This is a genomic window from Noviherbaspirillum sp. (assembly GCF_035944575.1).
Taxonomy (GTDB): Bacteria; Pseudomonadota; Gammaproteobacteria; order Burkholderiales; family Burkholderiaceae_D; genus Noviherbaspirillum.
In genome coordinates, this window is record NZ_DASZBA010000009.1 from 12,677 (window position 1) to 38,589 (window position 25,913).

Below are 25,913 nucleotides of genomic sequence, written 5' to 3' on the forward strand. Positions count from 1 at the left end.
CTTTTTGCAGTAGTCAAGTCGACGGTCAATCGCATGAATGATCTGATGGCTGATCCGGATGTGGGCCTGATGACCGCAATGCCGACTTGGCGAATATTCCTTATCGGGTGCCAATCCTTCTTGAGCACCAGTAAAAAAGTCCATGGCCCGATGTATGGGCGATGGACTATATATCCTGATTATATGAATCAGCAAAAATAGATCAGAGCCTGCGTGCCGTTCAATTGCTCGCCCAAACTTCTGCAAACAGCCGGGACCGAACAGCCGAGCGCTAATCGGGCGCCGACATCTTCATCAAAACGAGTCCACAGACGATAAGCAATGCCGCGATCACCCGGGTAAGGTTCAGCTGCTCACCGAGAACTGTTATCCCTATGAGGAACGCGCCGACGGCACCGATTCCTGTCCAGATGGTGTAAGCAGTACCGAGTGGCAGTGTCCGCATCGAAAATGCCAGCAAACCAAAACTGGCAATCATTGCGATCAGTGTGATTGCGGACGGTAGAGGTTTGGTAAAACCTGCCGACAGCTTCATTGAAAATGCCCAAACGACTTCCAGCAATCCGGCAATTACCAGCATCAACCAGGCCATGGCGGCTCTCCTTACGAAAGAGCCGGGCCGTCCCGGTCATTGTTCCCGATATTGGGGGAGGTCGTTCCTCCGCAGAAAGAGTGTCGCGAGATGCTCGCGACGCGATGAAGGCAGAGATGAAATGATATACGGATCGGCTGATATCTGCCCTGGTTCCGTGCTGTCCATTCTGGCGGCGAAGATGGCGCGCTTAAATCTGGCTGGTCAGTCCATGGCCGCTTTCTGCAACACCGGAATTGTTTACTGAAGCCAGAATCTGGTCCAGCGCTTCGATGTCCATCGGCTTTACAAAGTGATGAGCAAAGCCGGCGGCAAGGGCCAGCTTCTTATCGTTTGTCTGCCCATAGCCTGTGAGTGCAATGAGCACCGCATTGGCGGTAGCCGGCAATGCACGCAATTGCCGGGCGAGTTCGTAACCATCCATCCCGGGAAGCCCGATATCGAGTATGTAAAGTGGAAGCGGGTCATTCCGGCTATGTTCTATCGCGCTATACGGGTTATCTTTGACGATGACGGAATGTCCTTTTGCCTCCAGCAGGCTGGCAAGTGAATTGGCTGCGTCCACGTTATCGTCGACGATCATCAGCCGTACCGGTTTGACGGGTACGCAAATCGATTCATCCGCCGGTTCGGATTCACTTTCGCCCGCCGCGATCAACGGCAGGGACAGGGTGAACCGGGAGCCCTTGCCCGGACCGTCGCTCTGCGCTTCCACATGTCCGCCGTGCAGCGACGTGATGCTTCTGACCAGTGCCAGACCAAGGCCCAGACCCCCCTGAGACCGATCCGGCGTGCGCCGTGCCTGCCGGAAAAGCTCGAATACATACGGCAGCAGATCCTGCTCCATGCCGATGCCGTTGTCCATCACGCTGATCTTTACATTGGTTGCCTGAACTTCGACCTCCAGCGTGATGGTGCCGCCTTCCGGAGTGTATTTGGCGGCATTGTTCAACAGGTTCGACACGACCTGAATCAGGCGTGTTTTATCGCCTAATACGGCGGCGTGCGCCGGCCGCATGTGAAGGTGAAGATCATGGCCGCGCAATTCAAGAAGCGGACGGACCTGTTCGACGGCATTGGTGACGACCGACTTGATATCTACTTCCTGCTTGTCCAGCCTCACGAGGCCGCGCGTGACCCGCGACACATCAAGCAGATCATCGATGAGCGTTTGTAAATGACCCACCTGGCGCACGATGATGTCGCTGGACTGCTGCAGGACCTTTTCATTTCTTCCGGAGATCTTGAGTAGTTGTGCCGCGGCAGCGATCGGAGACAGCGGGTTGCGCAGCTCATGCGCAAGCATGGCCAGAAATTCGTCTTTCGCGTTATTCTGGTTTTCTGCTTGCCGTCGTGCTTCCTGTTCGCTTTCGAGCAATCGTTCGCGCTCCTGCTCCAGTAGCTTTCGCGTGCGATTTTCTTCTGCAAGCTTGGTGCCCGCCTCATGCAATGCGTGCTGCAGCAGATCCGCTTCGACGACTCCGGACTTCTTCACGCGAGGAATCCTGCCGAGCTCGAGTGACTTTGCGCCTGCCAGGGTGAGTTGGAACGATCGGGTAATGCGGCGCGCAAAAAATGTTATTCCCGCGAAGGCGCAGCCCAACACGACGAAAAGCGCCAAAGCGGCGTAGAACGTCGCCGTCCGGGCCGGGCTGTTGATTTCTTCTGTTGGTGCGGCAATGGCCACAGTCCAATCTGCGCGCGACGCATGGATGAAGGTGGTGTATGCCCAAAATTTGTCCCGCGTGAAGTTTACGATCCGGCCGCTGAACTGGTTTTTGGATGCTTCGAGCAGGGCGGCTGTAACGCTTGTGCCGATAAAATCCATCTCGCGAAGATTGCGCGCAATCGTGACTCCGTCAGAACCAAATACGCCCACTACCCATGTCTTGGATAAATCTTCGCGGTGCAGCAGCTTGGTGATATGGCCGACGTGAAAGGTATAAGCGAGCAGGAATTTTTTTCCGCTGGCGGTCGTGACCGGCACGTTCACGGAGACCACTTTCCATTTGCCGGCGCGACCGTCGCGCAAATTGGATACGCTTGATTTCCGCGCATCGATCGCTGCCGGTACCCATGTACTCAGAGGTTCCGTAAACGCCGCGCCGTAAGGGTGATGTGTGTGAGCCAGAATATTGCCGTGTGCGTCGTACAGCACGGCCCACGAGTCAGAAGAAGTAATCGTCTTCTTCATAAGATCGTACAGCGGCCTGAAGTCTTCCCTGTACATGTGTTCTGTTTGCGCGATGACACGCAATGCGCCTTCTGCGTCGGCAAGCTCCTGGTCGATCGCAAGCGCAATCGATCTCGTCTTTTCTTCAACGGCAAGGAGACGCGCTTCCTTTTCTTTCTCCAGCAGCAGATGGAGCCCCCATCCCGAAAGCGCGAGTACAGGCAGGAGAATGAGCCCGATAATCAGAATGAGATAGCTGCGGGTTTTCATCGAACGTTTATTGTGAAGATCATGATGCCGTATCCTGGCGGAAACCTTGCATTATGCAATTCCTGCCGGCCAGGCTGTTGATATGGATCATGTTGTTGATTTTTATCATTATTCAAACATGGAGAAATGTTACGGGAAGAACGCTTTGCGCAGTGGGATAAACGCATTTTTCCAATCGTGCCGTAATGTAACCCATCACAAAAATTCATATGTTCAGCCGATGCACTTCATAATTTATATGCGATTCCCCGACAATCTGTACCGTTTGATGCTACTCAAACGCGAGCCATTCAGCCTGCGTACCATCACTCCACGGTTCGTATTTTTGCACTTCCCAGCACGTGCCCGGCCCGGTATGTACAAGTATTGAGGGCTGGTTGCCACTCAGCTTGAGAGGCAGAACATGGTTTGTTTCAATCCCTCCTTCATCGCCTTGTGGCGAAGCGCGACACGGCACTGCGTGTTGCCATTCAAAAATGTACCGATCCCGTTCTATTTGATCCCGCACGAACCATCTGGTTAGCGGATCCCTTCACTCATCACACCATGTAAAAGGCTTACCTGCGTTCAGGCTGCATCCGATACAAATGGAAAGGAGTGCAAAGCATGGAGACGACATCAATCGATACCGATTATCTTGTTGTTGGCAGCGGTGCAAGTGCGATGGGGTTTGTTGACACCCTACTGGATGAATCCGACTGCGACGTCGTCATGGTTGACCGGCATGCGCAGCCGGGAGGCCATTGGAATGATGCGTATCCGTTTGTCCGACTGCACCAACCCTCCGCTTTTTATGGCGTGAATTCACGAGAACTCGGCGATGGGAGAATCGACACCGGCGGGTTGAACAAGGGCTTGCGCGAACTTGCGTCCGGCGCCGAAGTCTTGCATCACTTCGATCAGGTCATGCGGCAGCGTTTCCTCCCTTCAGGCAGGGTCCGGTATTTCCCGCTGTCCGAGTATTCATGCGATGGGAATGGTGCGCACAAGGTCACCTCTCTTCTTGGAGAGAAGAAGAAGGTGGTCAATGTCCGCAAAAAGCTGGTGAACGCCGCACTGATCAATACCGCGGTTCCATCGACGTCACCCCCTCGCTATCACATAGCAGAAGGGGTTGAATGCATACCGCCGAACGGCCTGACGAAGATTCGTCACGCATATCCGCAATATGTCGTCGTCGGTGCCGGCAAGACAGGGATGGATGCCTGCACCTGGCTGCTGCAAAACGATGTGCCCCCGTCCTGCATTCACTGGATCAGGCCGCGCGACGCCTGGTTGCTGGACCGTGCCAACATTCAGCCGGACCCGGCTTTCTTCAAGCAGTTCATCGGAAGTCTTAAAACGCAATTTGAAGCAATGGCTGCTGCATCATCCATTCCGGACCTGTTCGAGCGCCTGGAGGCTGCGGGACAGCTGCTGCGGATCGACGAAAGCGTGACGCCGACGATGTACCATTGCGCCACAGTGTCACAAGCGGAATTGACTGAGTTGCGACGCATTCAGAATGTCGTGCGCCTGGGCCATGTCAAGGCGATCGAGAAGGGCCGGATTGATTTGGATAAGGGCTCGATTCCCATCGATCCGAATGCGCTGGTCATTGACTGCAGCGCTTATGGCATTTCTCCCTTGCCGGATGTTCCAGTCTTCGAGCGTGGCAAGGTCAACATCCTGATGGTACGTACCTGCCAGCCAGCCTTCAGCGCCGCCATGATCGGATTCGTCGAAAGCCATTTCACCGATGAGGCTGAAATGAATGCGCTGTGCCGCGCCGTGCCGATGCCGATGGTCCCTATGGATTGGCTACGGATGTGGGCAGCCTTTCTCGGTAACCGGCAGCGCTGGGGAAAACATGAAAATCTGATGAACTGGATATCCCGCTCCCGCCTGGACGGCATCTCGGCGATCGTCGGCAGCATCAAGGACGGGGAAACGGATAAGCAAGTGCTTTTCCAGGAGTATCGTAAAAGTATCGGCCCAGGTGTTGAAAATCTGATGAAGTTGCTCGCTGCGAACCGATGATGGCAGCCAGACCTGGCGATGCATGTTCAAAAGTTTAAAAGGGCGCTAACGCACGACCAACACCGGCACGCTCGCCATGGTAAGCACCTTGGTTGTTACCGACCCCGTCACGAAGCTCTTGAATCCGCCGTGTCCGTGAGACCCCATGACGATCATGCCAATGCCATGCTTTTTTACATATGCATCGACTTGTTCCGGGATGTCGCCCACCGTGAAAGTGGATACATAGTGAATTCCATTCTTGCGCAGTATCTCTTCGGCTGGCTTGAGTGCTGTTGCTGACTCTTGTTCGTAATGATTATTGACGGCATCCTCTCCGACAATCGACCGTGCAAGACCGCGCGGAGCCGGAAAGTGCACATGCAATAGATGCAAGCCGTCGCTGTTTTGCAGAAGATTCGGATTGGATGCAACGTATTCGACAGCCTTGTTTGAACAGGCGGAGCCGTCTACAAGCAGGAGAACGTTCATTGTGAAACTCCTTCTGAGCTGGTAAGTGAAATGGCCTTGCGATCATTGATTGCCAACTTGGCAGCAGATTCCATCAACGCCTGCTGTGCGTTGCGACGGTAGTGCTGTTTGCTGGCGGATGATAATGACGCACTTGCTGCGAAAAACCGGGCCGACACGATCAATAGCGCCTTGTGCAGATTCTCTTCAATTCAGCAGAGAATTGAAATCAGACAATAGCTGAAGCATGTTCTTATAAAAGGGGACGACAATGAGTTGACCTGCCATCGGCTTTGAGACTATCTCCCAATCGACTATCCGTGATCACGGTTTGGTTACTTGGCTTGACGTCGAAGTTCAAATGGATGTCGATTCCTTACTCCTTGCAGTAGCCGGGCAGGAGCGAACATGCGATTTGGGAACTCTAAAACCGTTGGAAAAATTGAAGAAGGCAGTTCAATGGGAGCTGCGCATGAATTATTTGAAGCAATCCGGAGCCACTTGAGGAACTCAGCGCTTTTGTGGTTATCGAACCACAAAAAGCACAAGAATTTTGCGATTCTTCAAATTCACCGATAGAGACTATGCTGGAAAAAATGCATCAACCAATAGAGATGTCCTATTCGTCGCTCAAAGACATCGAAAGCAAGGTAATGAGCTTGGGTTGCATTCTGATGTCGGCAGGCATCAGCTCATGCATGATCACCTGGACATTCCATTTGCTGGTCGAGAAAGGCATCGCATTCTGATTGGCGATCCAACTATTGATGGGTGCTTCCAGGTTGGACAGAAGTGAGAATGGCGTGACCAAGTAATCGGCTCACTTCTGTTTGCACGGTCTTGGTCTCTCCGTCGACCCCAGCCAATATTGTGCAACGATGGATCAGGAGACCATGTCCTTGGAAAGCTACCTTGCACTAATACTTGGCCCTTTGCCATCGAATCATGATGTCCGCAATTTCTTGGCAAGTTCGGCAAGCTTGTAAGGCTTGTTCATGAACGGAAACTCGCCGATCTCGGTATGCTGCGCCTTCAGGGCAGGCTGCGGATAGCCGGAGGCGAGGATAATCTTCATTGCCGGTCGAAGCTGGCGCGCCCGCTTGGCCAACTCGATGCCGGTCATCCCCGGCATCACGACGTCCGAGAACAACACTGATATGTCCTTGCTGCGCTGGAGTATTTCCAGGGCGGTTTGTCCATTATTCGCAGTAAATACCTCATAGCCGATGCTGCGAAACAATTCCGCCGCCATATCCATCACGTCCGGCTCGTCATCGACGACGAGCACCGTGTCGCTATCTTCCTCGCAGATGTCGGCTTCCCCGCTGTCTTCGTCCAGAGCAGGTAGATACAGGCTTATGGTCGTGCCTTGACCGACTGTCGATTTGATACGCACCACTCCGCCGGACTGCGATATGAAACCATATACCTGGCTCAAGCCGAGACCAGTGCCCTTGCCGATCTCCTTCGTTGTGAAAAATGGTTCAAATGCCCGTGCCATGACTTCCGCGGACATTCCCGCGCCGGTGTCGCAGACACTGACTTCGACATAGTTTCCCGGGCTCAAGCCTTCCACTTCATCGCGGGCGATCATCACATTCGACGTGATGATCGATATGAGGCCGCCATCCTGCATCGCATCGCGCGCATTCACGACGAGATTCAGCAATGCCGTCTCGAACCGGGGCGCATCGATCATCACCAATTTGAGGCGGGGAGATAATTTCAGGTCGAAGGCAATGCTTGCATTACCCGCCCGCCGCAGTACCGCTTCAAATCCGTTGATCACGCTGTTCAGGTTATGCTTTTCCGGACTCAGCGGCTGTTTTCGCGCGAAGGAGAGAAGTTGCTGTGTCAGCGTCGCACCACGCTCAACAGCCCGCCGCATGCTTTCAAGAATCTTCAGATCAGCCGGGTCTTGTGTCTTGTGCGGGAATAATTGAAGTCCGTTGCTGATGACCGACAACAGGTTGTTGAAGTCATGCGCGATCCCGCCGGTCAACTGACCGATAGCCTCCATCTTTTGCGACTGGAACAACGCCGCATTCGCACGCTCCAGTGCCTCGGCGGCTTCCTTCTTCTCGGTGATGTCGCGCGTAATCTTGGCAAATCCCGCCAATGTGCCGTCGTCGTTGTAGATGGCGTCGATCACGACATGTGCCCAGAACTTTGTCCCGTCTTTGCGTACCCGCCAGCCTTCCCGCTCGAAGCGGCCCTCCCGACTGGCTGTCTGCAAAGCGACGGACGGCAGACCGGCCTTCTGGTCGTCAGGCGTATGGAAACGGGAAAACGAGGTTCCGACGACTTCGTCAGCGCTATACCCTTTGATGCGTTCGGCTCCCGAATTCCAGTTGGTGACTTCTCCGGTTGGCGACAACATGTAGATCGCGTAATCGGTCACACCCTGGACCAGCATGCGGAATCGCTGCTCGCTTTGGCGCAGTGCTTCCTGCGCCTGCCTGCGTTCGGTCACGTCGCGTGTGACTTTGGCGAACCCGACCAACTGCCTGTCCGTATCGTAAATCGGATCGATGATTGCACTGGTCCAGAATTGCGTGCCGTCTTTTCGTACGCGCCATCCTTCTGCTTCGAACTTGCCTTCCCTTAATGCAATTTCCAATGCCTTGGCCGGCATGCCGGCTTCCTGATCCTCGGGAGTGTAGAAGCGGCTGAAGTGCTGGCCGATGATTTCTTCGGCGGTGTATCCCTTGAAGCGTTGCGCGCCGGCATTCCAGCTCGCCACGATGCCTTCAGGGGTAAGCATGTAGATGGCATAGTCACTGATTCCGGAGACCAGCAATTGGAATCGACGTTCATCGATCATTGGGCGGGCAGGTAAATTGTAGAGCTGGTTCATCGTATCTGATGCTTGCGAAGGTGGCCGCTACCTGTGTGATGATGGCGCAATGGTACACGCCTGTCGCTCATTTTGTCGGCATTCAATCTTTAATTAACGCAAGAGAAGCGGCGTTGGCACATGCACAGCAAACGCGGTTAACCTTCAATGCTTCATGTTGTGCTGTGTCCCTCCTGGATAAAAAAACGATTCTGCTTGTTGAAGACGCTTCGAACGATATCGAACTCGCTCTGCCTGCATTACACAAATGCGGTGTAACTAACGAGATCGTCGTTGTAAATGACCGACGGGAAGGGCTCGGCTATCTTTTGTGTCGTAAACAATATCAGCACCGGTCACCCGTTAATCCAGGCCTGGTGTTGCTGAACCTGAAGCTGCAGACCGTTGACGGCATGGAAGTGCTTTACGCGATAAGGACTACTTCTGAATTGGCGCCAATTCCGGTAATCATCCTGACGGGGTCTGCGCTGGAAGCGGATATCAGCAGAACCGTTTCGCCGGGTATCGAGGAGTATGGCGCCAAGCCGATGGATATTCAGCAGCTCGTCAACATCATGTGCGGTCTTGCTTCCCGGTTCATCAGGCATTGAATCGGCTCATCGAATCCTTGGGCATGAGCCATTGCGCGGAATATTGACACGAAAGTCGGGATTGCGGCACACGCTTGTCAAGTGAATAGCGGCATGACACGTTCGGCGAACTCGGATAAGAATCGCTGTTGATCGCGATGCACGTTGTGCAGGTAAAGCCGATCGAATCCAAGCTCGGCATCCTGGGAAAGCCAGTCCGCATGCTCGACGATATTGCTGGAAATACGCACGCTGCTCTCCGTGTCCTGAATGCCCAGGCGCGCCGTTGCACGGTCGAATGCTTCAGGGGAATCCAGGTCCGCGAGATCATTTTTTTCAAGGCCTGCCTGCCGCCATTCCTTGTGGGCGGCGTGCGCGGCTTCCTCCCGGGTTCGTGCGAATGAAAGGACAACCTGGAGATACATCGGCTTTCCTTCACCACCGCCTTCCCGGAAAGCCTGGACTATCGCTTTCATGCTGTCCTTGTCCTGACTCACGGTGACGAGGCCGTCGGCCCATTGCCCCGCCCAGCGCGCGGAGTCCTCCGTCAAGCAGGCCGCAATGAGCTTGGGCGGTGTTGCGGGCAGCGAATACAGTTTCGCATTCCGGACGTTCACGAGCCCCTGATGATTCACGGTTTCACCGTGCCACAAGGAACGCATTACTTCGATACATTCCTTCAGACGTTGCCTGCGCTCCTGCTTGGGAGGCCATACGGCGCCGGTGATCATTTCATTCAGCGCCTCGCCACTTCCGACGGACAACCAGAATCGATCCGGGTACATTTCCACCAGCGTTGCGGCAGCCTGCGCAATGACAGCGGGATGGTAACGCTGCCCCGGCGCGTTCACCGTGCCCAGCGAAAGCGGCGTTGCTTCCATTGCCGCTCCGAGCCATGACCATGCAAAGCCGCTTTGCCCCTGCTCAACACTCCAGGGGTGAAAATGATCGGAACACATCGCATGCTTGAAGCCCGCTTGCGCAGCGAGCTTGGCGTGATGCAGAAGTTGCGAGGGAGAATATTGTTCGTGGGAGCAGTGGTAGCCAAGGAGCGCCATAGGTCAATCGCCGGTTTGAAGGAATGCCCCATCAGACATTGCCCGGCATGACACAATTCCAGTCAATATTAAAAATGTGTCAGTAGTCCGCATTCACTGTTCCTCGAAGTCAAGAAGACAATCTATGCCCGGTTGGTAAAAAATTTTTCATTGCATATTGTTATCCGGCTTGGCAATACCGAAGCATGAGTGGTGAGATTCCTAATGAACTTTGTCCTATTCACTTATTCATATCGATGGTGCGCAGTTCGATCTTTCATCTTGCAAACCAATGAAGAAAGGAAGTCACATGCCAACCGTTCAAGTCGGATCGACAGCAAACGGCGAACCGGTGAATCTTGCTTATCAGGACGTTGGAACAGGGCGACCGGTTTTCTTATCCACGGATGGCCTGCAAGCCATGCAATGTGGCAGTACCAGCTGGCCGAACTCCCTAAGCACGGCATCCGGGCAATTGCATACGACAGACGCGGCTTTGGCCACTCATCCAAACCTTGGGACGGATACGACTATGACACGATGGCCGACGATCTCAAAGGATTGCTTGAAGGATTGAATTTGCAGGATGTGACCCTGGTCGGGTTTTCGATGGGTGGCGGGGAAGTAGCGCGTTACATGGCCCGCCATGGTGGTGCGCGAATTGCCAAAGTGGCTTTCGTCAGTGCAGTGACGCCGTTTCTGAAAAAGACGGACGACAACCCGGATGGCGTGGACCCGGCCGTCTTTTCCCAAATCCTCGAGAGCATCAACAAGGATTGGCCGGATTTTCTGACCACCTTCGGTAAGCAGTTCTTCAACGTAGGCATGCTCAAGCACCCTGTATCCCAAGCCACGCTCGATTGGATGCAGCACCTGACCTTGCAGGCGTCTCTCAAGGCGACGCTCGACTGCGCCCGCGCCTTTGCCGAAACCGATTTTCGCAACGATCTGAAGGCAGTCAATGTTCCTGCATTGGTGATTCACGGCGATGCCGACCAGACGGTCCCAATCAAGGCCAGTAGTGCGCGCACAGTCGAAATGCTGCGGGCTCCGCGATATCTCGTGTATGAAGGCGCACCGCATGGTCTGTTTGTCACGGACAAGGACCGACTCAATCGCGATCTCGTTCAATTCGTCAACAGCGTTTAAATCTATCCGGGAGCACGTTTGCGCATGGTGAACAGTGCTTAGCCTGAACCCCAGACCAGCCGGTCATTTCCGGCTCTGCCCAACGAAAGGAAAAACCGATGAAAGCCCTCGTCTATAAAGGGCCGCGCGATGTGGTAGTCAACAACGTGCCGGATGCCAAGATCGAAAAGCCGACCGACGTGCTCGTGAAGATCACGAGCACAAACATTTGCGGATCTGACCTGCACATGTATGAAGGGCGCACTAGTGTGGAGGCGGGCAAGATTCTCGGTCATGAGAACCTGGGCATTGTCATTGAGACCGGGAGTGCGGTGGAGCGGGTGAGGGTAGGGGATCGGGTATGTCTGCCGTTCAACATCTCCTGCGGCTTTTGCGAAAACTGTGAACGGGGCCAGACCGCTTTCTGTCTGATCGCGAACCCCGGCAATGCCGGTGCCGCTTACGGCTACGCCGAAATGGGGCCATACAGCGGTGGTCAAGCGGAATATCTGCGAGTGCCCTATGCCGACTTCAATTGCCTGGTGCTGCCGCCTGACGCCGAGGAAAAGGAGAACGATTATGTGATGCTATCGGATATCTTCCCCACCGGTTACCACGCAACTGAGCTTGCCGGCGTCAAGCCGGGTGATTCCGTCGTGATCTTCGGTGCTGGTCCGGTCGGCCTGATGGCTGCGCACTCGGCCATGATCAAAGGGGCTGCGAAAGTAATGGTAGTGGACATGCATGAAGACCGGCTTGCGTTGGCTGAAAAGATCGGCGCCATCCCGATCAATAAGGTCGATGAATCCTGTGTCGACGAGATCCTTAAGCTGACTAACGGGCGCGGCGCCGACTGCGGCTGTGAATGCGTCGGCTATCAGTGTCATGACCATCCCGGCCATGAAGTGCCGAATCTCACGATGAATAACCTTGTCAACTCGGTGAAAGCCACTGGAGGAATCGGCGTGGTCGGCGTATTCATGCCTGAGGACCCTGGTGCGCCGGACGAACTTGCCAAGCAAGGCAAGCTTGCATTCGATTTCGGCACCTTCTTCACCAAGGGGCAGCGCATGGGCACGGGACAGGCGAATGTCAAGGCCTACAACCGAAAGCTCATGGAGTTGATCCAGCAGGGGCGCGCGAATCCGTCGTTCATCGTCTCGCATGAACTGCCGCTGGAAAAGGCGGCCGAGGGTTATGCCAGTTTCGATGCGCGCAAGCAGGGCTGGACCAAGGTGGTTTTGAAAACCGGCGCATAACGTAGAATCGCATCGGTTGGCCGGCGAAGGAAGCAACCGGCCCTGCATTTCATTCGATCGGACATCGAATGACGCCGTTCTTTGGATCTTCTTTTCCTGATGGTTATCTGCTCTAATGGTCGCCCGCGCAGGTTATGCAAGGACGGCCCGGCATTGTCCCGTCCAGCCATGATCGCAAAATAGAGAATCCCGGTAAGATACCCGGAATAGAGGAGACGAAGCATGTTTAATCACATAATGATTGGTTCGAATGACATAGAACGTTCAAAGCGCTTCTATGACGCTGTGCTGGGTACGCTTGGGGCCGGCGAACCATTGCGCAACAAGGCCGATTCAGGCCACACCCGGCTCTTTTACCGGCATGACGGAAGCACCTTTTGCATCACCGAGCCGATCAATGGCGAGGACGCGACGTGTGCAAATGGCGCCACGATCGGCTTCAAGTGCAATTCACCGGAGCAGGTTAAAGAGTTTCATGATGTGGCGGTCGCCAATGGCGGCAAATCCATCGAAGACCCGCCAGGTCTGCGTGAGGGCAAGATGGGAGCGCTACATCTGGCCTATGTGCGTGATCCCGATGGCCATAAGCTCTGCGCGATCTATCGTCCCAAGTAAGTTCGTCAATCAGACGGCGCATGACGATCCGTCATGGCATAAGGCTGCATGCACAGTGTCGGCAGGCGGAGTGAATGGGCCGCATGCGACGGACTGTTTGGCGCACCTGCTTTGTGGTGAACAAAGGCGGTGCTGATTCCGGAAGTGCAAACTCGTGATTCCTTCGCGCCATTCCTGCATCGAAGTTGATGATGCGCTGGATATGGCCGACTGACGGAAGTGCGGCACCATGCCCGAAGCAGATGGCAGGGAAGGGTAGTCAGAGCCGAAGCCACGATAAAAATGAAAACGGCCCGCGTTCTCACGAAGCGGGCCGTTTAATTGAACCTGTCGCGCGTTGCCAGCACCCCAGAACCATGGGTTTAGGGGGTCGGAAGCGTCATGGTTTCGGGTTCATCAGCATGTGACAATCGCTCCCGCCAAGACTCATTTCCAACCAATGCGCGTCGATCGTCCAAAAGATGTTTGGCACGTTGAAAGCGACAGGTGATTTGCATACTACGCTCCTGACGAATGATGTCAAGAGCGTACGGCGCTATTTTTGCCATTTGCTTTTCGTCATTCCCGGCAACGTTTCGCGGCTGCCAACGTGGGCGCGGCACGGAGCCGCTCCGAGGTAACCAAGTGATGCATATGCGTTGCCTTACGTGACTTTCGCATCCAGCATTCGCCCGAACATGGCAGCCGGATCTTCCTCCGCGGTTCGGCACTCGCCCTCGCCGGAGAAGCCGATGCGGTCCGCATTGATACTGTCGATCAGCTCGGCCATCTGTACGGCGCCTGTTTGCGAGAGCCCTGCGCCGGTGAGGATGTCATGCCACACGCTGCGCGGCGGATAGATCACTTCAAGCGGGTTGCCTAATATTCGGGCAAGGTCGAGTGCCACGTCTTGCGCGCTGTACCGGCGGGAGCTTTGCAGCTCCACGATGCGGCGACCGCGATGGGCTTCCAGCAGAAGTTGCACTGCAATTCGTCCGATATCCGCGGTTGTCGCCATGTCGATGCGGACACCCAGTGTTATAAGTGACGGGAAAACTCCCTCTTCAGTTGCCGGGCCGATAGCTTCGGCCCAGTTGTCCAGGAAGTAGGGTGCCCGCAGGAAGCTCACGCTACCCGGATAATCACGTAGCGCCTGCTCCAGCTCGTGCAGGAGCACCACCGGCCCGGTGCCGGACGATAGGTGAGCGCCCAGGGAGGAGAGCACAACCAGCGGGGGTGCGCCGGCCTGCTCGGCGGCAGCCCGAATTGCCTTAATGAATGCCCGTTTGGTGCCGTCCGGGTCCGAAACTTCCAAGAGAGGCGGCGTCATGACGTAAACCCCGTCAACCCCCGAGAAGGCGGCCGCAAGGGCCGTCGTATCCGCCAGATCGGCCACGGCAATCTCGGCACCCTGGCGGCGAAAATCCGCGCCTGCCTCGGGGCGGCGGACGACGGCGCGAACGCGCTTGCCCAGGTCAAGCAAGGTCCGGGCGACGGCCGAGCCGGTATTGCCGGAAACTCCAATGACTGCATACATAGCATTTCTCCTGGTGGGTGATGAAGGTAGTCTCATCGTAAGTGCGGAGTTATGATGCTTCCAATGCATTTTTGGGATACTCGTCATGCATGAAACGAATCTTCGCTCGCTTGACCTGAACTTGCTGGTAGCGCTGGAAGCCCTGCTGGCGGAGCGTCACGTGACGCGGGCCGCAGAGCGTGTGTCCATGAGTCAACCGGCGATGAGCCGTGCTCTCGGTCGGCTTCGCGATACTTTTCAAGATCCATTGCTGGTGCGCGCAGGTTCCGAGATGGTGGTGACGGCCAGAGGCCAGGTCTTGGCACAGCAGCTTGGTCGTGTGCTGGACGGGGTCCGGAACATGCTGACGGATGAGTCCTTTGCGCCGGAAGTATTCAACGGACGTTTCAAGCTGCTGACGGTCGACTATGCCAGTCTGACCTCGCTGCCGTCGATGCTCGAAGCGCTGCTGGCCGAAGCGCCGGGGATGCGGATGGACGTGGGAGACGCGGGCAATGACTGGCCGGAACGACTTCAAACCGGCGAGGCGGATCTGGTTCTGGGTGTGACTGATGATGCGCCTGCGGGAATCTATCAGCGCGCGGTGCTCGACGACCGGTTCGCCTGCATCATGCGGAGAGGACATCCGCTGGCGGACCGGCCGCTGGATCTCGATACCTTCCTCGCGCAGCGCCACGTGCTGATCAGTTCGCCGGGACGCGATCGCAGCGCCGTCGACGCAGCGCTGGAGCGGCTTGGCCGACCGGCGCGCAACATTACCCTGCGCCTGCCGCACTTCATGGCGTCGACCGCGGTTGTCGCCGCGACCGACCTGATCATGACCCTGCCGCTGCGGATTGCCGCTTACATGGCTCGCCACGAAGCGCTGGAGGTGCGGGAGCCGCCCGTGGAACTGGAGGGATTCACGCTGCGGCTGCTCTGGCACCAGCGCTGTCACGACGACCCGGCTCATCGCTGGATGCGGGAGCGCGGGGCCACAGCCATTCAACATGCAGCCCGCCCGATGAAGTCCGCTACTGCGGCGTGATCGAAAATGCATCAAAGATGCGTACACGTTAGACCTTAATACCTGAGATGCCGCCCGGCACACTCATGTATCCGCACAATAGACGTCCCAAGAAAGCCTGACGGAGGTCCTGATCCGGCATGAAGCGCAGCTGCGGTTGCCGACGTCGTCCCGTTTAGTGATTGCAAGGGCAGCGATTCTTGCGGCTGTGCACCGGCAAGCATGATTTTCGGACGGAGTGCGCTTGCTACTGCTGCATTTTCAATGTCAATTACTTCCGTTTGGAATGGGACGATTCGCTGAGATAGGCGTGCATTTTGTCTCGCCAAGCCAGTAGTTTGGCCTCGCGTGCAAGCGACGCTCGCACGGGCAGTGCTTATAGTCTGTCGATGATTACGGATTCAAACAAACCTCTCGTTTCACGAGCTGCCGTACGGGGTTGCAGGTGCCGGCAATGCTGAGCCAGCATTGAACAAGGTGAAGGGGATGCGTTTGCTGACTTCGTCGCGAAAAGTAGAGCGCACCTGAAATGAACGGCGCATTCATGACGGGTGCTTGGTTGAACAAGTAAAAAAGAGGGCTAAAAAGCACGAACGGAAAATACTGGAGAAAGTGATGCGTTTAGCCCGGTTCAACTTCGGCACAGTCATGCTTGCCGGCGGCGGCACGGTTTTTTTTGCCTTCCTGGTTATCGAAGCGGTATTGACATTCGCGCTCTTCAATAAGCTTGGCGATGCCAACCTGTTGTTCCTTGTTCTTGGATTGACTGCGACAACCCACGCAATCTTTACCACGACTCTCTGGCTGGCAAGGAGCGTGCTGAAGGATGCGATACGTGAAGCGGTGGCAGTCACCAAGCGTGTCGCGGACGGCGATCTTGCCGATCCGGTAAAGACGGACGCGCATGGTGAATTCGGCGAACTGATGCGCGGGCTGCATGACATCAGCGAAAGCATGTTCGATATCGTAAGTCAGGTGCGGTCTGGAACGACAACAATAGCAACAGCTGCCGGGATGATCACCAATGACAATGCAGCGCTCTCCTCCCGTACCCAGGAACAGTCGGCGTCGCTGGAAAAGACAGCCTCTTCACTCGAAGAGCTTACATCAACCGTGTCCCAGAATGCGGACAACGCAGAGCAGGCAAATTCGCTGGCGGCCGCGACCGCCAATTCCGCCATCAAAGGTGGAGAAATTGTCGGCAACGTTGTTACCACCATGCGTGGTATTCAGCACAGTTCACGCAAGGTCGCAGAAATCATTGGTGTCATTGATGGCATCGCATTTCAGACGAATATTCTGGCATTGAACGCTGCAGTCGAGGCGGCACGGGCAGGTGAGCAGGGAAGAGGGTTTGCAGTCGTCGCGTCGGAGGTGCGGACACTTGCCCAACGTTCAGCCACTGCCGCAAAGGAAATCAAGGAACTCATTTCGGACTCGGTCGAAAAAACTGACGCTGGCGGCGAACTGGTCAGCCGGGCTGGCGCTTCAATGGGCGAGATTGTCGAGTCGGTACAGCACCTTGCCGATCTGATGGGGGAAATAACGGCGGCAAGCCGGGAACAGCGTGTCGGTATCGAGGAAATAAATCGCGCGGTGATGCAGATCGATGCATCCACGCAGAAAAATTCAGCCTTGGTGAGCGATGTGTCGAAAGGGCTCACGCAATTGAACGAGCAGGCGGTAACCCTGACCGAGGCTGTTTCAAACTTCAATCTGGGTATGCGTGAGTTCGGAAACGCCGAAGAGGCCGTAGAGATGGTAAAGCGGGGCGTTGAATATGCGCGACTTAACGGACAGCAGGAGCTGATTGCCGACGTTAATAAATTGAGCAAAGGCCAGTTCATCGACCGTGATCTTTACCTAAGTGTTTATTCAATTGAATGCATTGCGCTGGCACACGGCTCCAATCCACGTCTCGTCGGCGTCGATGGAAAGAATTTCAAGGACGTCGAAGGGAAGTTTTTTATCAAGGATATTGTTGCCGCGGCCAAGGCCAAAGGAGCGGGATGGGTGGACTACAAATGGAACCATCCCGTGACAAAGAAGATGTTGGTAAAGGCTTCGTATTTTGAGATCGCCGGTGATGTGGTCATCGCCTGCGGATTCTATAAATGATTTCGGATTGAAAGAAAGTCGAGGGGCAGTTACTCCGAATGCGTGAACAGCGATATGCGGTTCACAGTAAGAACGATGAGATCAACTCATCAAATAAAACAAACCGAGGTAGGGAAAGATTTACAGTAGAAACCCACAATGGAGACAAGTGTCATGAGAGAAACACGTTTCAAGAAGCCGATTCACCCTTCAATACGCCTGTTTGCAACGGCAGGCATCGCAATTTCCCTGCTCAGTTCATGCGGCGGAAGCGACAATCCAATTACACCCGTGGTTACTTCGCCGGTGGTGAAGTCAACCACATATGGCCCGATAGAAGGCGTGGACAACGCCGCCACGACGGGCACCTATACCTGGAAAGGCGTGCCGTTTGCCAAAGCGCCCGTCGGCGCATTGCGCTGGAGAGCACCTGTCGATCCGGACACATGGACGGCGACGCGCCCGACCAAGGAATTCGGGAATGCCTGCGCCCAATATGGCCGCATTTACGGTCCGGGAGCGAACAACCGCTATGATCAGACGATCGGCACGACCCTGAACCAGGCTGTCGGCAGCGAAGACTGCCTGTATCTCAACATCTGGCGTCCGTCGACGACCGACACCAACCTGCCGGTAATCGTCTTCTTCCACGGCGGCAGCAACGTCTCGGGCTATACGGCCGATCCGATGTATGACGGCGCCAACCTTGCACGCACCGCCAACGCGGTGGTGATCACACCCAATTTCCGGCTCGGCATTTTGGGCTTCTTCAACGCGGCTTCACTGAGGACCGGCACGGATGCAGCCACCGATTCCGGCAACTTTGCGATCCTCGACAGCATCAAGGCGCTGCAGTTCATCAATCGGAATATCGCTGCCTTCGGCGGCAACGCGTCCAATGTGACCATCATGGGCGAATCGGCCGGCGCGATCAATGTATATGCATTGCAGACCTCGCCGATGATGGTGAATGCAAATCCGAAGCTGTTCCACAAGATCGTTCCGATGAGCGGCGGCCTGGGCCTGGCCTCGAATCTGCCGGCGGGAAGCATCCCGCTGATGAATCCTGTCTCCACTGCAGTCTCGCAAGGTACTGCGATGTTGCACAATCTGCTGATCGCAGACGGCAGGGCCACGGACACTGCATCGGCGCAGGCGTATCTCGCCACGCAATCCAATGCGCAGATCGCCGACTACTTGCGTTCGAAGACGCCGAGCGCGTTGTTCACGACACTGCTGACCCGGGTTGCAGCGCTGGGGCTGAGCGGATCAGGTCCGATACCGGAAGGGACGGTCGTGACCACCGATGCGATTGCGGCGATCAATGCCGGAAATTACGTCAGGGGTCCGGTATTGGCCGGCAACACCCGTGACGAAGGCAAGCTGTTCCCGTCCTTCCTGCCCCTGGTAGGCGGAACCGGTAACGCCCGCGCGGTGACGGACGCAGCTCTGTTTGCACATCATTTCAGCTACAACCCGGATGCCCCTGCGCAGACCACCATCGAGCAGTGGATTTCGCCTTCCTATCTGCCGGTCGATGCACCGGTGACCGGCTTTACGGCACGCGCACAGCAGCTCAACAACGCGTTCTTCCTGTCCAACCGCGACGTTATCCTCAATGCCCTGAAGGCGAGGCAGCCGGAAGTCTGGTATTACCAGTTCAACTGGGACGAACAGCCGGCGCCATGGAATCAGATTTACGGGGCCGCGCACTTGTTCGATCTTCCATTTGTGTTTGGCAATTTCGGACCGTCGCTGATGGCAAATATCATGAACACGACTGCCAACCGCGCCGGACGACTGGATTTGTCGAATGCCATGATGAGAAGCATCGGCACATTCGCGAGGACCGGCAATCCGAACGATTCGGTGTTGGGTACGACATGGCCAGCCTGGCCGCAAAAGCTGCTGTTTGACGCGAATCTCACCCAGAAGCAGATTTCAGTGGAGTAAAGAAGGGCGAGTCTGGTGCGGTATGGCCATCAGACTCGCAATGAAATCCTGCTCCGGCTGCTATTCCGATAACATCGGTTATTGTCCGGTCAAGATGCATAAAGGCCCGCATTGCGGGCCTTTATCTGCTTCATCAATGGTCGTTGCTCACGGTCGATCGGGAACCGGGAGGCCCTGAAGCTCAGGCCGGGAAAATCGGTCCGGCGACGTCGGCAGTTCAACTCCTTGCGGCCTGGGCTGGAGCGCGGCGCCAGTCAGGAATCAGCAGCAACAATGCAATTTTTCCCATTCAGTTTGGCTTTATACAACGCAGCGTCAGCTCGGCTGAATGTGTTTTCGACTTGTTCTCCGTCCTGATATGCCGCGACGCCAATCGACGTAGTGAGCTTGATGCCGGCAGCAAGCGTGTTCCAGGCATATGTTTCAACGACGTTCCGGATGCGCTGGAGCAGAGTCACCGCAGCCGCGGCGTTCACGTTTTTCATCACCACAACAAATTCATCTCCGCCATATCGGGCCAGGTAATCGACAACGCGTATTTCTGATTTGACAATTCTGGCAAATGCCTTAATGACTTCATCACCCACGGTGTGGCCGAACCGGTCGTTCACCGCCTTGAATCCATCCAGGTCGAGTACCGCGATGCTGAAAGGCAGGCGAGTGCGATTAAAAAGCTGGCGTTCCATTTCCAGCTTGTTTTTTAGATCGCGCCGGTTGCCAACGCCCGTCATCTCGTCATGTATCGTCAGTTCATGCAGCCGCTCCATTGCTGTTTCGAGTTCAGCGGTTCTTTGGGCGACAAGTCGCTCCAGTTCATTTCGATATTGCAGCAGTTCCTGTTCCGCCTGATGACGTGCCGTGATGTCCCGTACCACAGCAACCAGCAGCAATTCGTCCTGCACCTTGAAAGTCGCCAGCGACGCCTCGACAAGAATATGCGTTCCATCTTTCCGGCGAAAGAAGGTCGTTATGGATATCTTGTCGCGGTGCCGTAGCGCTTCGACCGCCGCATCCCGATCCTCCTCGCTTACCCATAACTGGATGCTTGCAGCCGTTCTGCCGATCACTTCTTCGCGCCGGTAGCCGGTCATGTTCTCGAATCCGAGATTCACATCGATAAACTTACCCGTCTCCAAATTCGAAAAGGTGGCGTAGTCCGGCATTCCATGGAAAATGCGCCGATACTTTTCCATCTCCTCCGGGAAAACCTGATCTTCTGGCAAGGCCATCATTTATCTGTCTGTAAAAAACTATTCATGCGTTATACGGCTACGGTACTCTCCGGGCGAAGTATTGAACCACCGCTTGCAGGCGCGGTAGAAAGTGCTTTGATCAGCGAATCCGAGCAGGTAAGCGACTTGCGCCAACGTCAGATCGCTTTTTCGCAAATATTGTTCAGCAAGCTTGCAGCGAGTGTCGTCCACGAGTTCATTAAATGTTGTCCCTTCTTCGTGCAATCGGCGCTGAAAGGTGCGTTCGCTCATGCACATTTCCCTGGCGAGGTCGGCGCGTAATGGATCGCCGTCGGGAAGCCGGCGAATAATCAATTCGCGGATCTTTTGGCTAAGGCCAGTGCTTGCAAGACGTTGAAGATGTTCACCTGCCATACGGTCGACCATGGCAGCCAACTCGGCATTCGCCATTGGGAGCGGCGCGGTAAGGTCCGCGGCTGCAAAGTGGATTTGATGCATGCCCGCATTGAAGTGCAGGGGGCAACGAAACGCATCTTCATATGCCTTGGTATTGGCTGGGGACGGATAGGGGAAATCCACTGCGGACGGCTGGATGTTGCGAGCGGTCAGCCAGCGGCAAAGATTCAGAATCGTTATCAGGACGAATTCTATCCGCGCCCTCGGCACGGGGCGGCCGTTCCCTTCCAGGGTAAGCGTAAGGCCATACCCTCCCTGTTCCTTGTGCAGTCCGATATTGGCGGCATCACTGACAATTCGCAGGTACCGCAGGAATCGCTCAAGCCCGGCAAGCAAGTGGGGACAGGACATCATCACGTAGGCAATGGAATCGAAGCTGACAGGATGTGCGAGATCGGGCCTGGCTAACCCGATGTCCGGATTTCCTGAATATTCCACCGCCAGATCCCATAGTGCGCTGACTGTGTCAGGTGAAAATCGAGCATTATTATTGTTCAGGTCTTCAATATTCAGCCCTGCCTTTTCGAATAGTGCAGAGGTGTTTAATTCAAGTGCCTGAAATAATTCCACGATTCCTTTTACCCAAGCAGCAGAAACCGTTCCTGCAGGTGCCATGCTTCATTACTCCTTGTCTCTCCGTCCCGGACAGTTTTCTTGTAGTTTCTATAACCGGGTTCATTATTTTTCTTCGTTTTATCAGCTTGTGTTGTAAAAATTCTACGATGGACTGTCGCAGTGCAAGCCGAACTTGTTCACTATGGTTATACCTGCGTCAATCCGATTCTTCAACAGCAAGTTACGTCATGAAAAAGTCCCGTTTCTGACCTTCAGGCTGTAAGCGGCTGTTCGACGGCGTGATGGGCCGATGCCAGGCTTGCAAATTTTTCAACAGGGTGGAGAGCAAATGCTGCTTAAAGATGTGACTCGTATGCCTTGCGATTGGCATATATCTCGGGAATCCTGAACTCGGTTGAGGTCAGCTGAAAAAGTGTATGCCAACGTTTCGAAGAAATGAGGAACTGAGGCATAGATGAGTCGAATACCGAAAGCGCGTCATACGAAGCAATTCCGTGAGGAGGCAATCAAGCTGGCAGAGGCCGTAGGCGTCGCGGCGGCTGTCAATACCGCTCAAGTCGTCGGGCATGGCGTGCAGGTCGGCCTGCATCGCATACGCCGGCTGCGCAAGATGCTGAGATTGCGCTGCAGGCAAAACGCGAGTTTAAGGCGACGACCGATGCGAAGTACACGCTGCCGGTCGCGCCGAACCTGCTCGAGCAGCGATTCGCCGCCGAGGCACCGGACCAGGTGTGGACCGGTGACCTGACGTACATTGCGACCGATGAAGGCTGGCTGTACCTGGCCGCGTTGAAGGACTTGCAGTCCGGCGACATCGTGGGCTACGCGATGGGCGAGCGCATGACTCGGCAATTGGTCATGCAGGCACTGTCCAGCCGTCTCGCTGCGCCGGCCGCCACCAGGCCTGATTCACCATACCGACCCCGGCAGCCGATACCTGTTCCCGGCATCGGTCAGGACAACATTCAGGCACGTATTGCCGTGACATGCAGATACTCGGCTTGTATATTGGTAGTGCCGTCCTGCGCTTTATTATTCGTGGTCCATAGCTGCTCCAGCTCGGCGCGCAATGCGGCTTGGCCATCTGAATCCAATGCTGCCAGTGCCCGGTTCGTCGGCCCATAATAGGTGAAGAAAAATTCGACGACTTCGTTTGGTCCAAACGGATAGCGCATGGGATAGAGATGTTTCTCGACAAGCACTTGTGTCGTCCCGACGCCAAGACGGTCCCGCACCGTCGCCTCGTCTCCCCATTTCATCGTCGATGGCATGAGTGGTGGAGGGGGAACATGCCGGCCGATGATTTTGAACATCTGACCGACATGTCCCTCCGGCGTCCAGTTCGCCATGACGATTTTGCCGCCGGGACGGCAAACCCGGACCAGCTCGGCGGCGACCTTGTCAGGCCTTGGTGCAAACATTGCGCCGATCAGACTCACGACGGTGTCGAACGATGCGTCTTCGTAAGGAAGCGCTTCCGCGTCGCCTTCCTCGAAGCGTGCGTCGAGGTTCTCCGCGGCGGCACGCTGGTTCGCCTGCTCGATGAGATTGGATGCAATGTCGATGCCGGTCGCCTTGATACCTGCGCGGGCGGCCGGTATGGCAATTTGTCCTGCTCCACAGGCGACGTCCAGCATGCTTGTTCCCGGCTGCAGTTGCAGGCGTGCCAGAAACTCCAATGCACCAGGCTCCAGAAACCGGGCAAAGTGACCGTAGTCGCCTGCCATCCAGGTCGCTTTAAGGCGAGCCTTCAACGCCTCCATTTCCGGTGACATCGCCGGGCGTGCTTCCGATGCAATGCTGCTCATGATGTGTGCTCCTTGAACGAAAAGGTGGTTGAGGGAAAGTGGCGGGCCAGACACACTGACCAACTCGCACGACCTGCGAACTTGCGTGGTGGTGCGGGTAGTGCGCGTTCCTAGCCTGAGCTTGACGAGGCGGGATGTCCAGTCCAAAATCTGAAGCGTTTGGCTTGTCTGAAGCGCATCACCGGATCATGACGGGAGGCTTGCATGGACGAAAGCTATGGCCAGTTCTGTACCGTTGCGCGGGGCGCGGAAGCCTTGTGTGAACGATGGACACCCTTGGTGCTGCGTGAATTGTTATGCGGCAGCAAGCGCTTCAACGATATTCATCGCGGGGTTCCCCGCATGTCGACCAGCCTTCTCGTACAACGTCTGCGCCATCTGGAAGAGATTGGTGTCGTCCGGCGCGAGCCCGCGGGCAAGGTCTGGGAGTACTGCCTTACGACATCCGGCATGGAGCTTGAACCCGTCATCAGGGCATTGGGAGTATGGGGCGCGCGCTGGATGAACAGCGGGTTGCGTGACGACGAACTTGATCCGGGTTTGCTCATGTGGGATATGCGGCGCTCGGTTCGTCCTGAAAAATTTCCACCGGGTGCGGTGGTAATCCAGTTTGCCTTCCACGACGCCCGGCGCGGCGAAACCGTCTGGTGGCTGATTGTCGAGGATGGAAAAATCGACCTCTGCCGCGAGGACCCTGGTCGTGACCCGAACCTGCTCGTTTCCTCCAGCGTGCGCGCGATGACGGAAATCTGGATAGGCGATTCGACACCGCAGGAAATGATCCGCGGGCATCAGGTGCGCGTGGAAGGGCCAACACGTATGGTCGAATCTTTCTGGGGTTGGATAGGAACCGGGACGTTCGCCAATACGCGTCGAGAAGCAAGCAGGTAATCTGGCGACTGTTTCCGAGTGAGGCATGAAGCAGATACCGGTGAAACGAAAAGGGCAGTGGAGTGAATCCATTCAAATCAGCCCTGAGCCGAGGCCGGCTATTCTCATGCCCGGTTACCGGTCATTGTTTGGCCTGATGCATGAATGCCGCCGGCGGCTGGAGGGGGACGAACCCTCGCCGTTGTGCTGCTCGCATTAAACCGGCTAAACTTTCATGAGAGAAACACAGCCGCGAAGATCGACGGGCTGATGATCAATGAGCGACATGGAGTCAGGGGATGACCAGCAGCAGGCGCGGGCCAACCGCCAAGCCGTTCGGAACGGGCCGGATCATTTTCTGGCGTGGCGGCAGTTTGTGGATCGGCCATGCGGGGGAGGAAACCGGGTTCCACGAGCATCATGCAATTCAGGTCACGCTGACATTGTCAGGCGACCCGGTGCGATTCCGCACGCCCGGGCAGGCATGGACTCCCTATGCTGCAGCCATCGTCGCGGCCCATCAATCCCATGCCTTCGAAGCGCACGGCGAACTTGTCGCGCTCGTGTTTTCTGAACCCGAATCGCTGGAAGGCCGGGCACTGCGCGAGCGCTATCCGGAGGGCGTCAGTGCGCTCGATGCCGACGAGTTCTCCGGGCTGGCCGCCCGACTTGCGACCCTGTACGCGCAAAACGCTACCGATGAGGAACTCGTTGATTGCGCACGGGCGGTAACTACCAAGCTTTCATCGGTCCATCTCTCTTCCGCCAAGCCGCTCGATAAGCGAATCGTGCGTGCCATCGATATCCTCCGTGAACGAATCACCGACACGGTGACGATGACGGAGATCGCCGAAGCGGTGCACCTGTCCCCCGAACGTTTCCGTCATCTCTTCCTGCAGGAAACAGGCATACGTTTTCGTCCTTATGTGCTCTGGCTGCGCCTGGAGCTTGCCGTTGCGATGTATGGGGCCGGCAGCAGCCTGACAGCGGCTTCCCACGCGGGAGGTTTTGCCGACTCAGCCCATTTCTCCCGCACGTTCAAGCGGATGTTCGGCGTGACGGCGATCGGCGTCCAGCGCGCCTAGCAGCAGGCCAGAGATTGTTCCTTCGCTGGCGCACATTCAAGCCTGCCTGATCTATCGTCAGCTGACCCGCTGCGCGCCGGATGCGGTTAGCCGTTTTGTTCAATTCGAAGCGGGCGAGCGATCCTACACTGGCATCTCATTTCCAACCGTAAGGAGAAACATGATGAATGCCACCAACCAAACCCCATGCAACTGCATCAACTGCCCGGGCCGGAGCTGCACCTGTGGCTGCCAGAATCCGCCGACGCAACAGGCTGCGCAGAACGCCACCTGCGCCTGCGGCCCGCAATGCCAGTGTGGTCCCGCATGTGCCTGCATGCGAGGGTAAGGACTGTTGCTGCCGGCTTCGTGCAATGCGGAAGCCGGCAGCACGTCATCTCTTCT

Annotated in this window: 21 protein-coding genes and 1 pseudogene; 12 read left to right on the forward strand and 10 right to left on the reverse strand. The window is 55.9% G+C overall.

Annotated features, from left to right (window positions below):
• Positions 1 to 271 precede the first annotated feature (271 nt).
• Both VGU61_RS00365 and VGU61_RS00370 read right to left on the reverse strand, forming a co-directional pair.
• Complete coding sequence (locus tag VGU61_RS00365; protein WP_326857099.1) at positions 272 to 592, reverse strand: multidrug efflux SMR transporter; 321 nt, start codon at positions 590 to 592, stop codon at positions 272 to 274.
• A 190-nt stretch (positions 593 to 782) separates the two neighbouring features.
• Entirely contained in the window at positions 783 to 3,035 is a 2,253-nt protein-coding gene (locus tag VGU61_RS00370) for an ATP-binding protein (RefSeq protein ID WP_326857100.1), read from the reverse strand.
• A 606-nt stretch (positions 3,036 to 3,641) separates the two neighbouring features.
• On the opposite strand from VGU61_RS00370, the gene VGU61_RS00375 reads away from it, so the two are divergent.
• Positions 3,642 to 5,054, forward strand: coding sequence for an FAD/NAD(P)-binding protein (locus tag VGU61_RS00375; protein WP_326857101.1), 1,413 nt, complete (start codon positions 3,642 to 3,644; stop codon positions 5,052 to 5,054).
• Between the two features lie 45 nt (positions 5,055 to 5,099).
• On the opposite strand, the gene VGU61_RS00380 is transcribed toward VGU61_RS00375, so the two are convergent.
• The gene (locus tag VGU61_RS00380) at positions 5,100 to 5,525 is read right to left on the reverse strand and encodes a universal stress protein (protein ID WP_326857102.1); all 426 of its coding nucleotides are present in this window, start codon (positions 5,523 to 5,525) and stop codon (positions 5,100 to 5,102) included.
• Between the two features lie 575 nt (positions 5,526 to 6,100).
• Between VGU61_RS00380 and VGU61_RS00385 the strand changes: the two genes are divergently transcribed.
• Complete coding sequence (locus VGU61_RS00385) at positions 6,101 to 6,253, forward strand: hypothetical protein (RefSeq protein ID WP_326857103.1); 153 nt, start codon at positions 6,101 to 6,103, stop codon at positions 6,251 to 6,253.
• A 194-nt stretch (positions 6,254 to 6,447) separates the two neighbouring features.
• Here the strand turns inward: VGU61_RS00385 and VGU61_RS00390 are convergent, their stop codons facing one another.
• Positions 6,448 to 8,361, reverse strand: coding sequence for a PAS domain S-box protein (locus tag VGU61_RS00390; protein WP_326857104.1), 1,914 nt, complete (start codon positions 8,359 to 8,361; stop codon positions 6,448 to 6,450).
• Between the two features lie 8 nt (positions 8,362 to 8,369).
• Here VGU61_RS00390 and VGU61_RS00395 point away from each other — a divergent pair, with 8 nt between their 5' ends.
• On the forward strand, positions 8,370 to 8,951 hold the full coding sequence (locus VGU61_RS00395) for a response regulator (protein WP_326857105.1): 582 nt from the start codon (positions 8,370 to 8,372) through the stop codon (positions 8,949 to 8,951).
• Between the two features lie 77 nt (positions 8,952 to 9,028).
• On the opposite strand, the gene VGU61_RS00400 is transcribed toward VGU61_RS00395, so the two are convergent.
• Entirely contained in the window at positions 9,029 to 9,988 is a 960-nt protein-coding gene (locus VGU61_RS00400; protein ID WP_326857106.1) for a TIGR03885 family FMN-dependent LLM class oxidoreductase, read from the reverse strand.
• A 405-nt stretch (positions 9,989 to 10,393) separates the two neighbouring features.
• On the opposite strand from VGU61_RS00400, the gene VGU61_RS00405 reads away from it, so the two are divergent.
• The 3 genes from VGU61_RS00405 (at position 10,394) to VGU61_RS00415 (ending at position 12,969) form a co-directional block, all read left to right on the forward strand.
• Positions 10,394 to 11,116: an alpha/beta hydrolase gene (locus VGU61_RS00405; RefSeq protein ID WP_326857108.1), complete on the forward strand. Its 723-nt coding sequence runs from the start codon at positions 10,394 to 10,396 to the stop codon at positions 11,114 to 11,116.
• Between the two features lie 98 nt (positions 11,117 to 11,214).
• A complete protein-coding gene (locus VGU61_RS00410; protein ID WP_326857109.1) occupies positions 11,215 to 12,354 on the forward strand; it encodes a glutathione-independent formaldehyde dehydrogenase in 1,140 nt (379 codons plus the stop codon).
• Between the two features lie 222 nt (positions 12,355 to 12,576).
• Entirely contained in the window at positions 12,577 to 12,969 is a 393-nt protein-coding gene (locus VGU61_RS00415; protein ID WP_326857110.1) for a VOC family protein, read from the forward strand.
• 643 nt (positions 12,970 to 13,612) lie between these two features.
• Here VGU61_RS00415 and VGU61_RS00420 read toward each other — a convergent pair.
• Positions 13,613 to 14,485 carry an NAD(P)H-binding protein gene (locus VGU61_RS00420; protein WP_326857111.1) on the reverse strand — a complete coding sequence of 291 codons (873 nt, stop codon included), beginning with the start codon at positions 14,483 to 14,485 and terminating at the stop codon, positions 13,613 to 13,615.
• Positions 14,486 to 14,570: 85 nt separating this feature from the next.
• Here VGU61_RS00420 and VGU61_RS00425 point away from each other — a divergent pair, with 85 nt between their 5' ends.
• From VGU61_RS00425 to VGU61_RS00435, 3 genes are all read left to right on the forward strand, one after another.
• Positions 14,571 to 15,512, forward strand: coding sequence for a LysR family transcriptional regulator (locus tag VGU61_RS00425; protein ID WP_326857112.1), 942 nt, complete (start codon positions 14,571 to 14,573; stop codon positions 15,510 to 15,512).
• 534 nt (positions 15,513 to 16,046) lie between these two features.
• A complete protein-coding gene (locus tag VGU61_RS00430; protein ID WP_326857114.1) occupies positions 16,047 to 17,609 on the forward strand; it encodes a methyl-accepting chemotaxis protein in 1,563 nt (520 codons plus the stop codon).
• 153 nt (positions 17,610 to 17,762) lie between these two features.
• A complete protein-coding gene (locus VGU61_RS00435) occupies positions 17,763 to 19,541 on the forward strand; it encodes a carboxylesterase/lipase family protein (RefSeq protein WP_326857115.1) in 1,779 nt (592 codons plus the stop codon).
• 254 nt (positions 19,542 to 19,795) lie between these two features.
• Here VGU61_RS00435 and VGU61_RS00440 read toward each other — a convergent pair whose 3' ends face one another.
• Entirely contained in the window at positions 19,796 to 20,770 is a 975-nt protein-coding gene (locus tag VGU61_RS00440; protein WP_326857116.1) for a sensor domain-containing diguanylate cyclase, read from the reverse strand.
• A gap of 21 nt (positions 20,771 to 20,791) precedes the next feature.
• Positions 20,792 to 21,805, reverse strand: a complete 1,014-nt coding sequence (locus tag VGU61_RS00445; protein ID WP_326857117.1) for an AraC family transcriptional regulator — start codon at positions 21,803 to 21,805, stop codon at positions 20,792 to 20,794.
• Between the two features lie 529 nt (positions 21,806 to 22,334).
• On the opposite strand from VGU61_RS00445, the pseudogene VGU61_RS00450 reads away from it, so the two are divergent.
• Positions 22,335 to 22,703: pseudogene (locus VGU61_RS00450) on the forward strand (DDE-type integrase/transposase/recombinase); the annotation flags it as partial.
• Between the two features lie 28 nt (positions 22,704 to 22,731).
• Here VGU61_RS00450 and VGU61_RS00455 read toward each other — a convergent pair.
• A complete protein-coding gene (locus tag VGU61_RS00455; protein ID WP_326857118.1) occupies positions 22,732 to 23,574 on the reverse strand; it encodes a class I SAM-dependent methyltransferase in 843 nt (280 codons plus the stop codon).
• Positions 23,575 to 23,778: 204 nt separating this feature from the next.
• Between VGU61_RS00455 and VGU61_RS00460 the strand changes: the two genes are divergently transcribed.
• Complete coding sequence (locus VGU61_RS00460; protein ID WP_326857119.1) at positions 23,779 to 24,465, forward strand: winged helix-turn-helix transcriptional regulator; 687 nt, start codon at positions 23,779 to 23,781, stop codon at positions 24,463 to 24,465.
• Positions 24,466 to 24,743: 278 nt separating this feature from the next.
• Positions 24,744 to 25,529, forward strand: a complete 786-nt coding sequence (locus VGU61_RS00465) for an AraC family transcriptional regulator (RefSeq protein ID WP_326857121.1) — start codon at positions 24,744 to 24,746, stop codon at positions 25,527 to 25,529.
• Between the two features lie 123 nt (positions 25,530 to 25,652).
• Here VGU61_RS00465 and VGU61_RS00470 read toward each other — a convergent pair.
• Positions 25,653 to 25,913, reverse strand: a 261-nt coding sequence (locus VGU61_RS00470) for a hypothetical protein (protein WP_326857122.1), incomplete at its 5' end; no start/stop codon positions are given.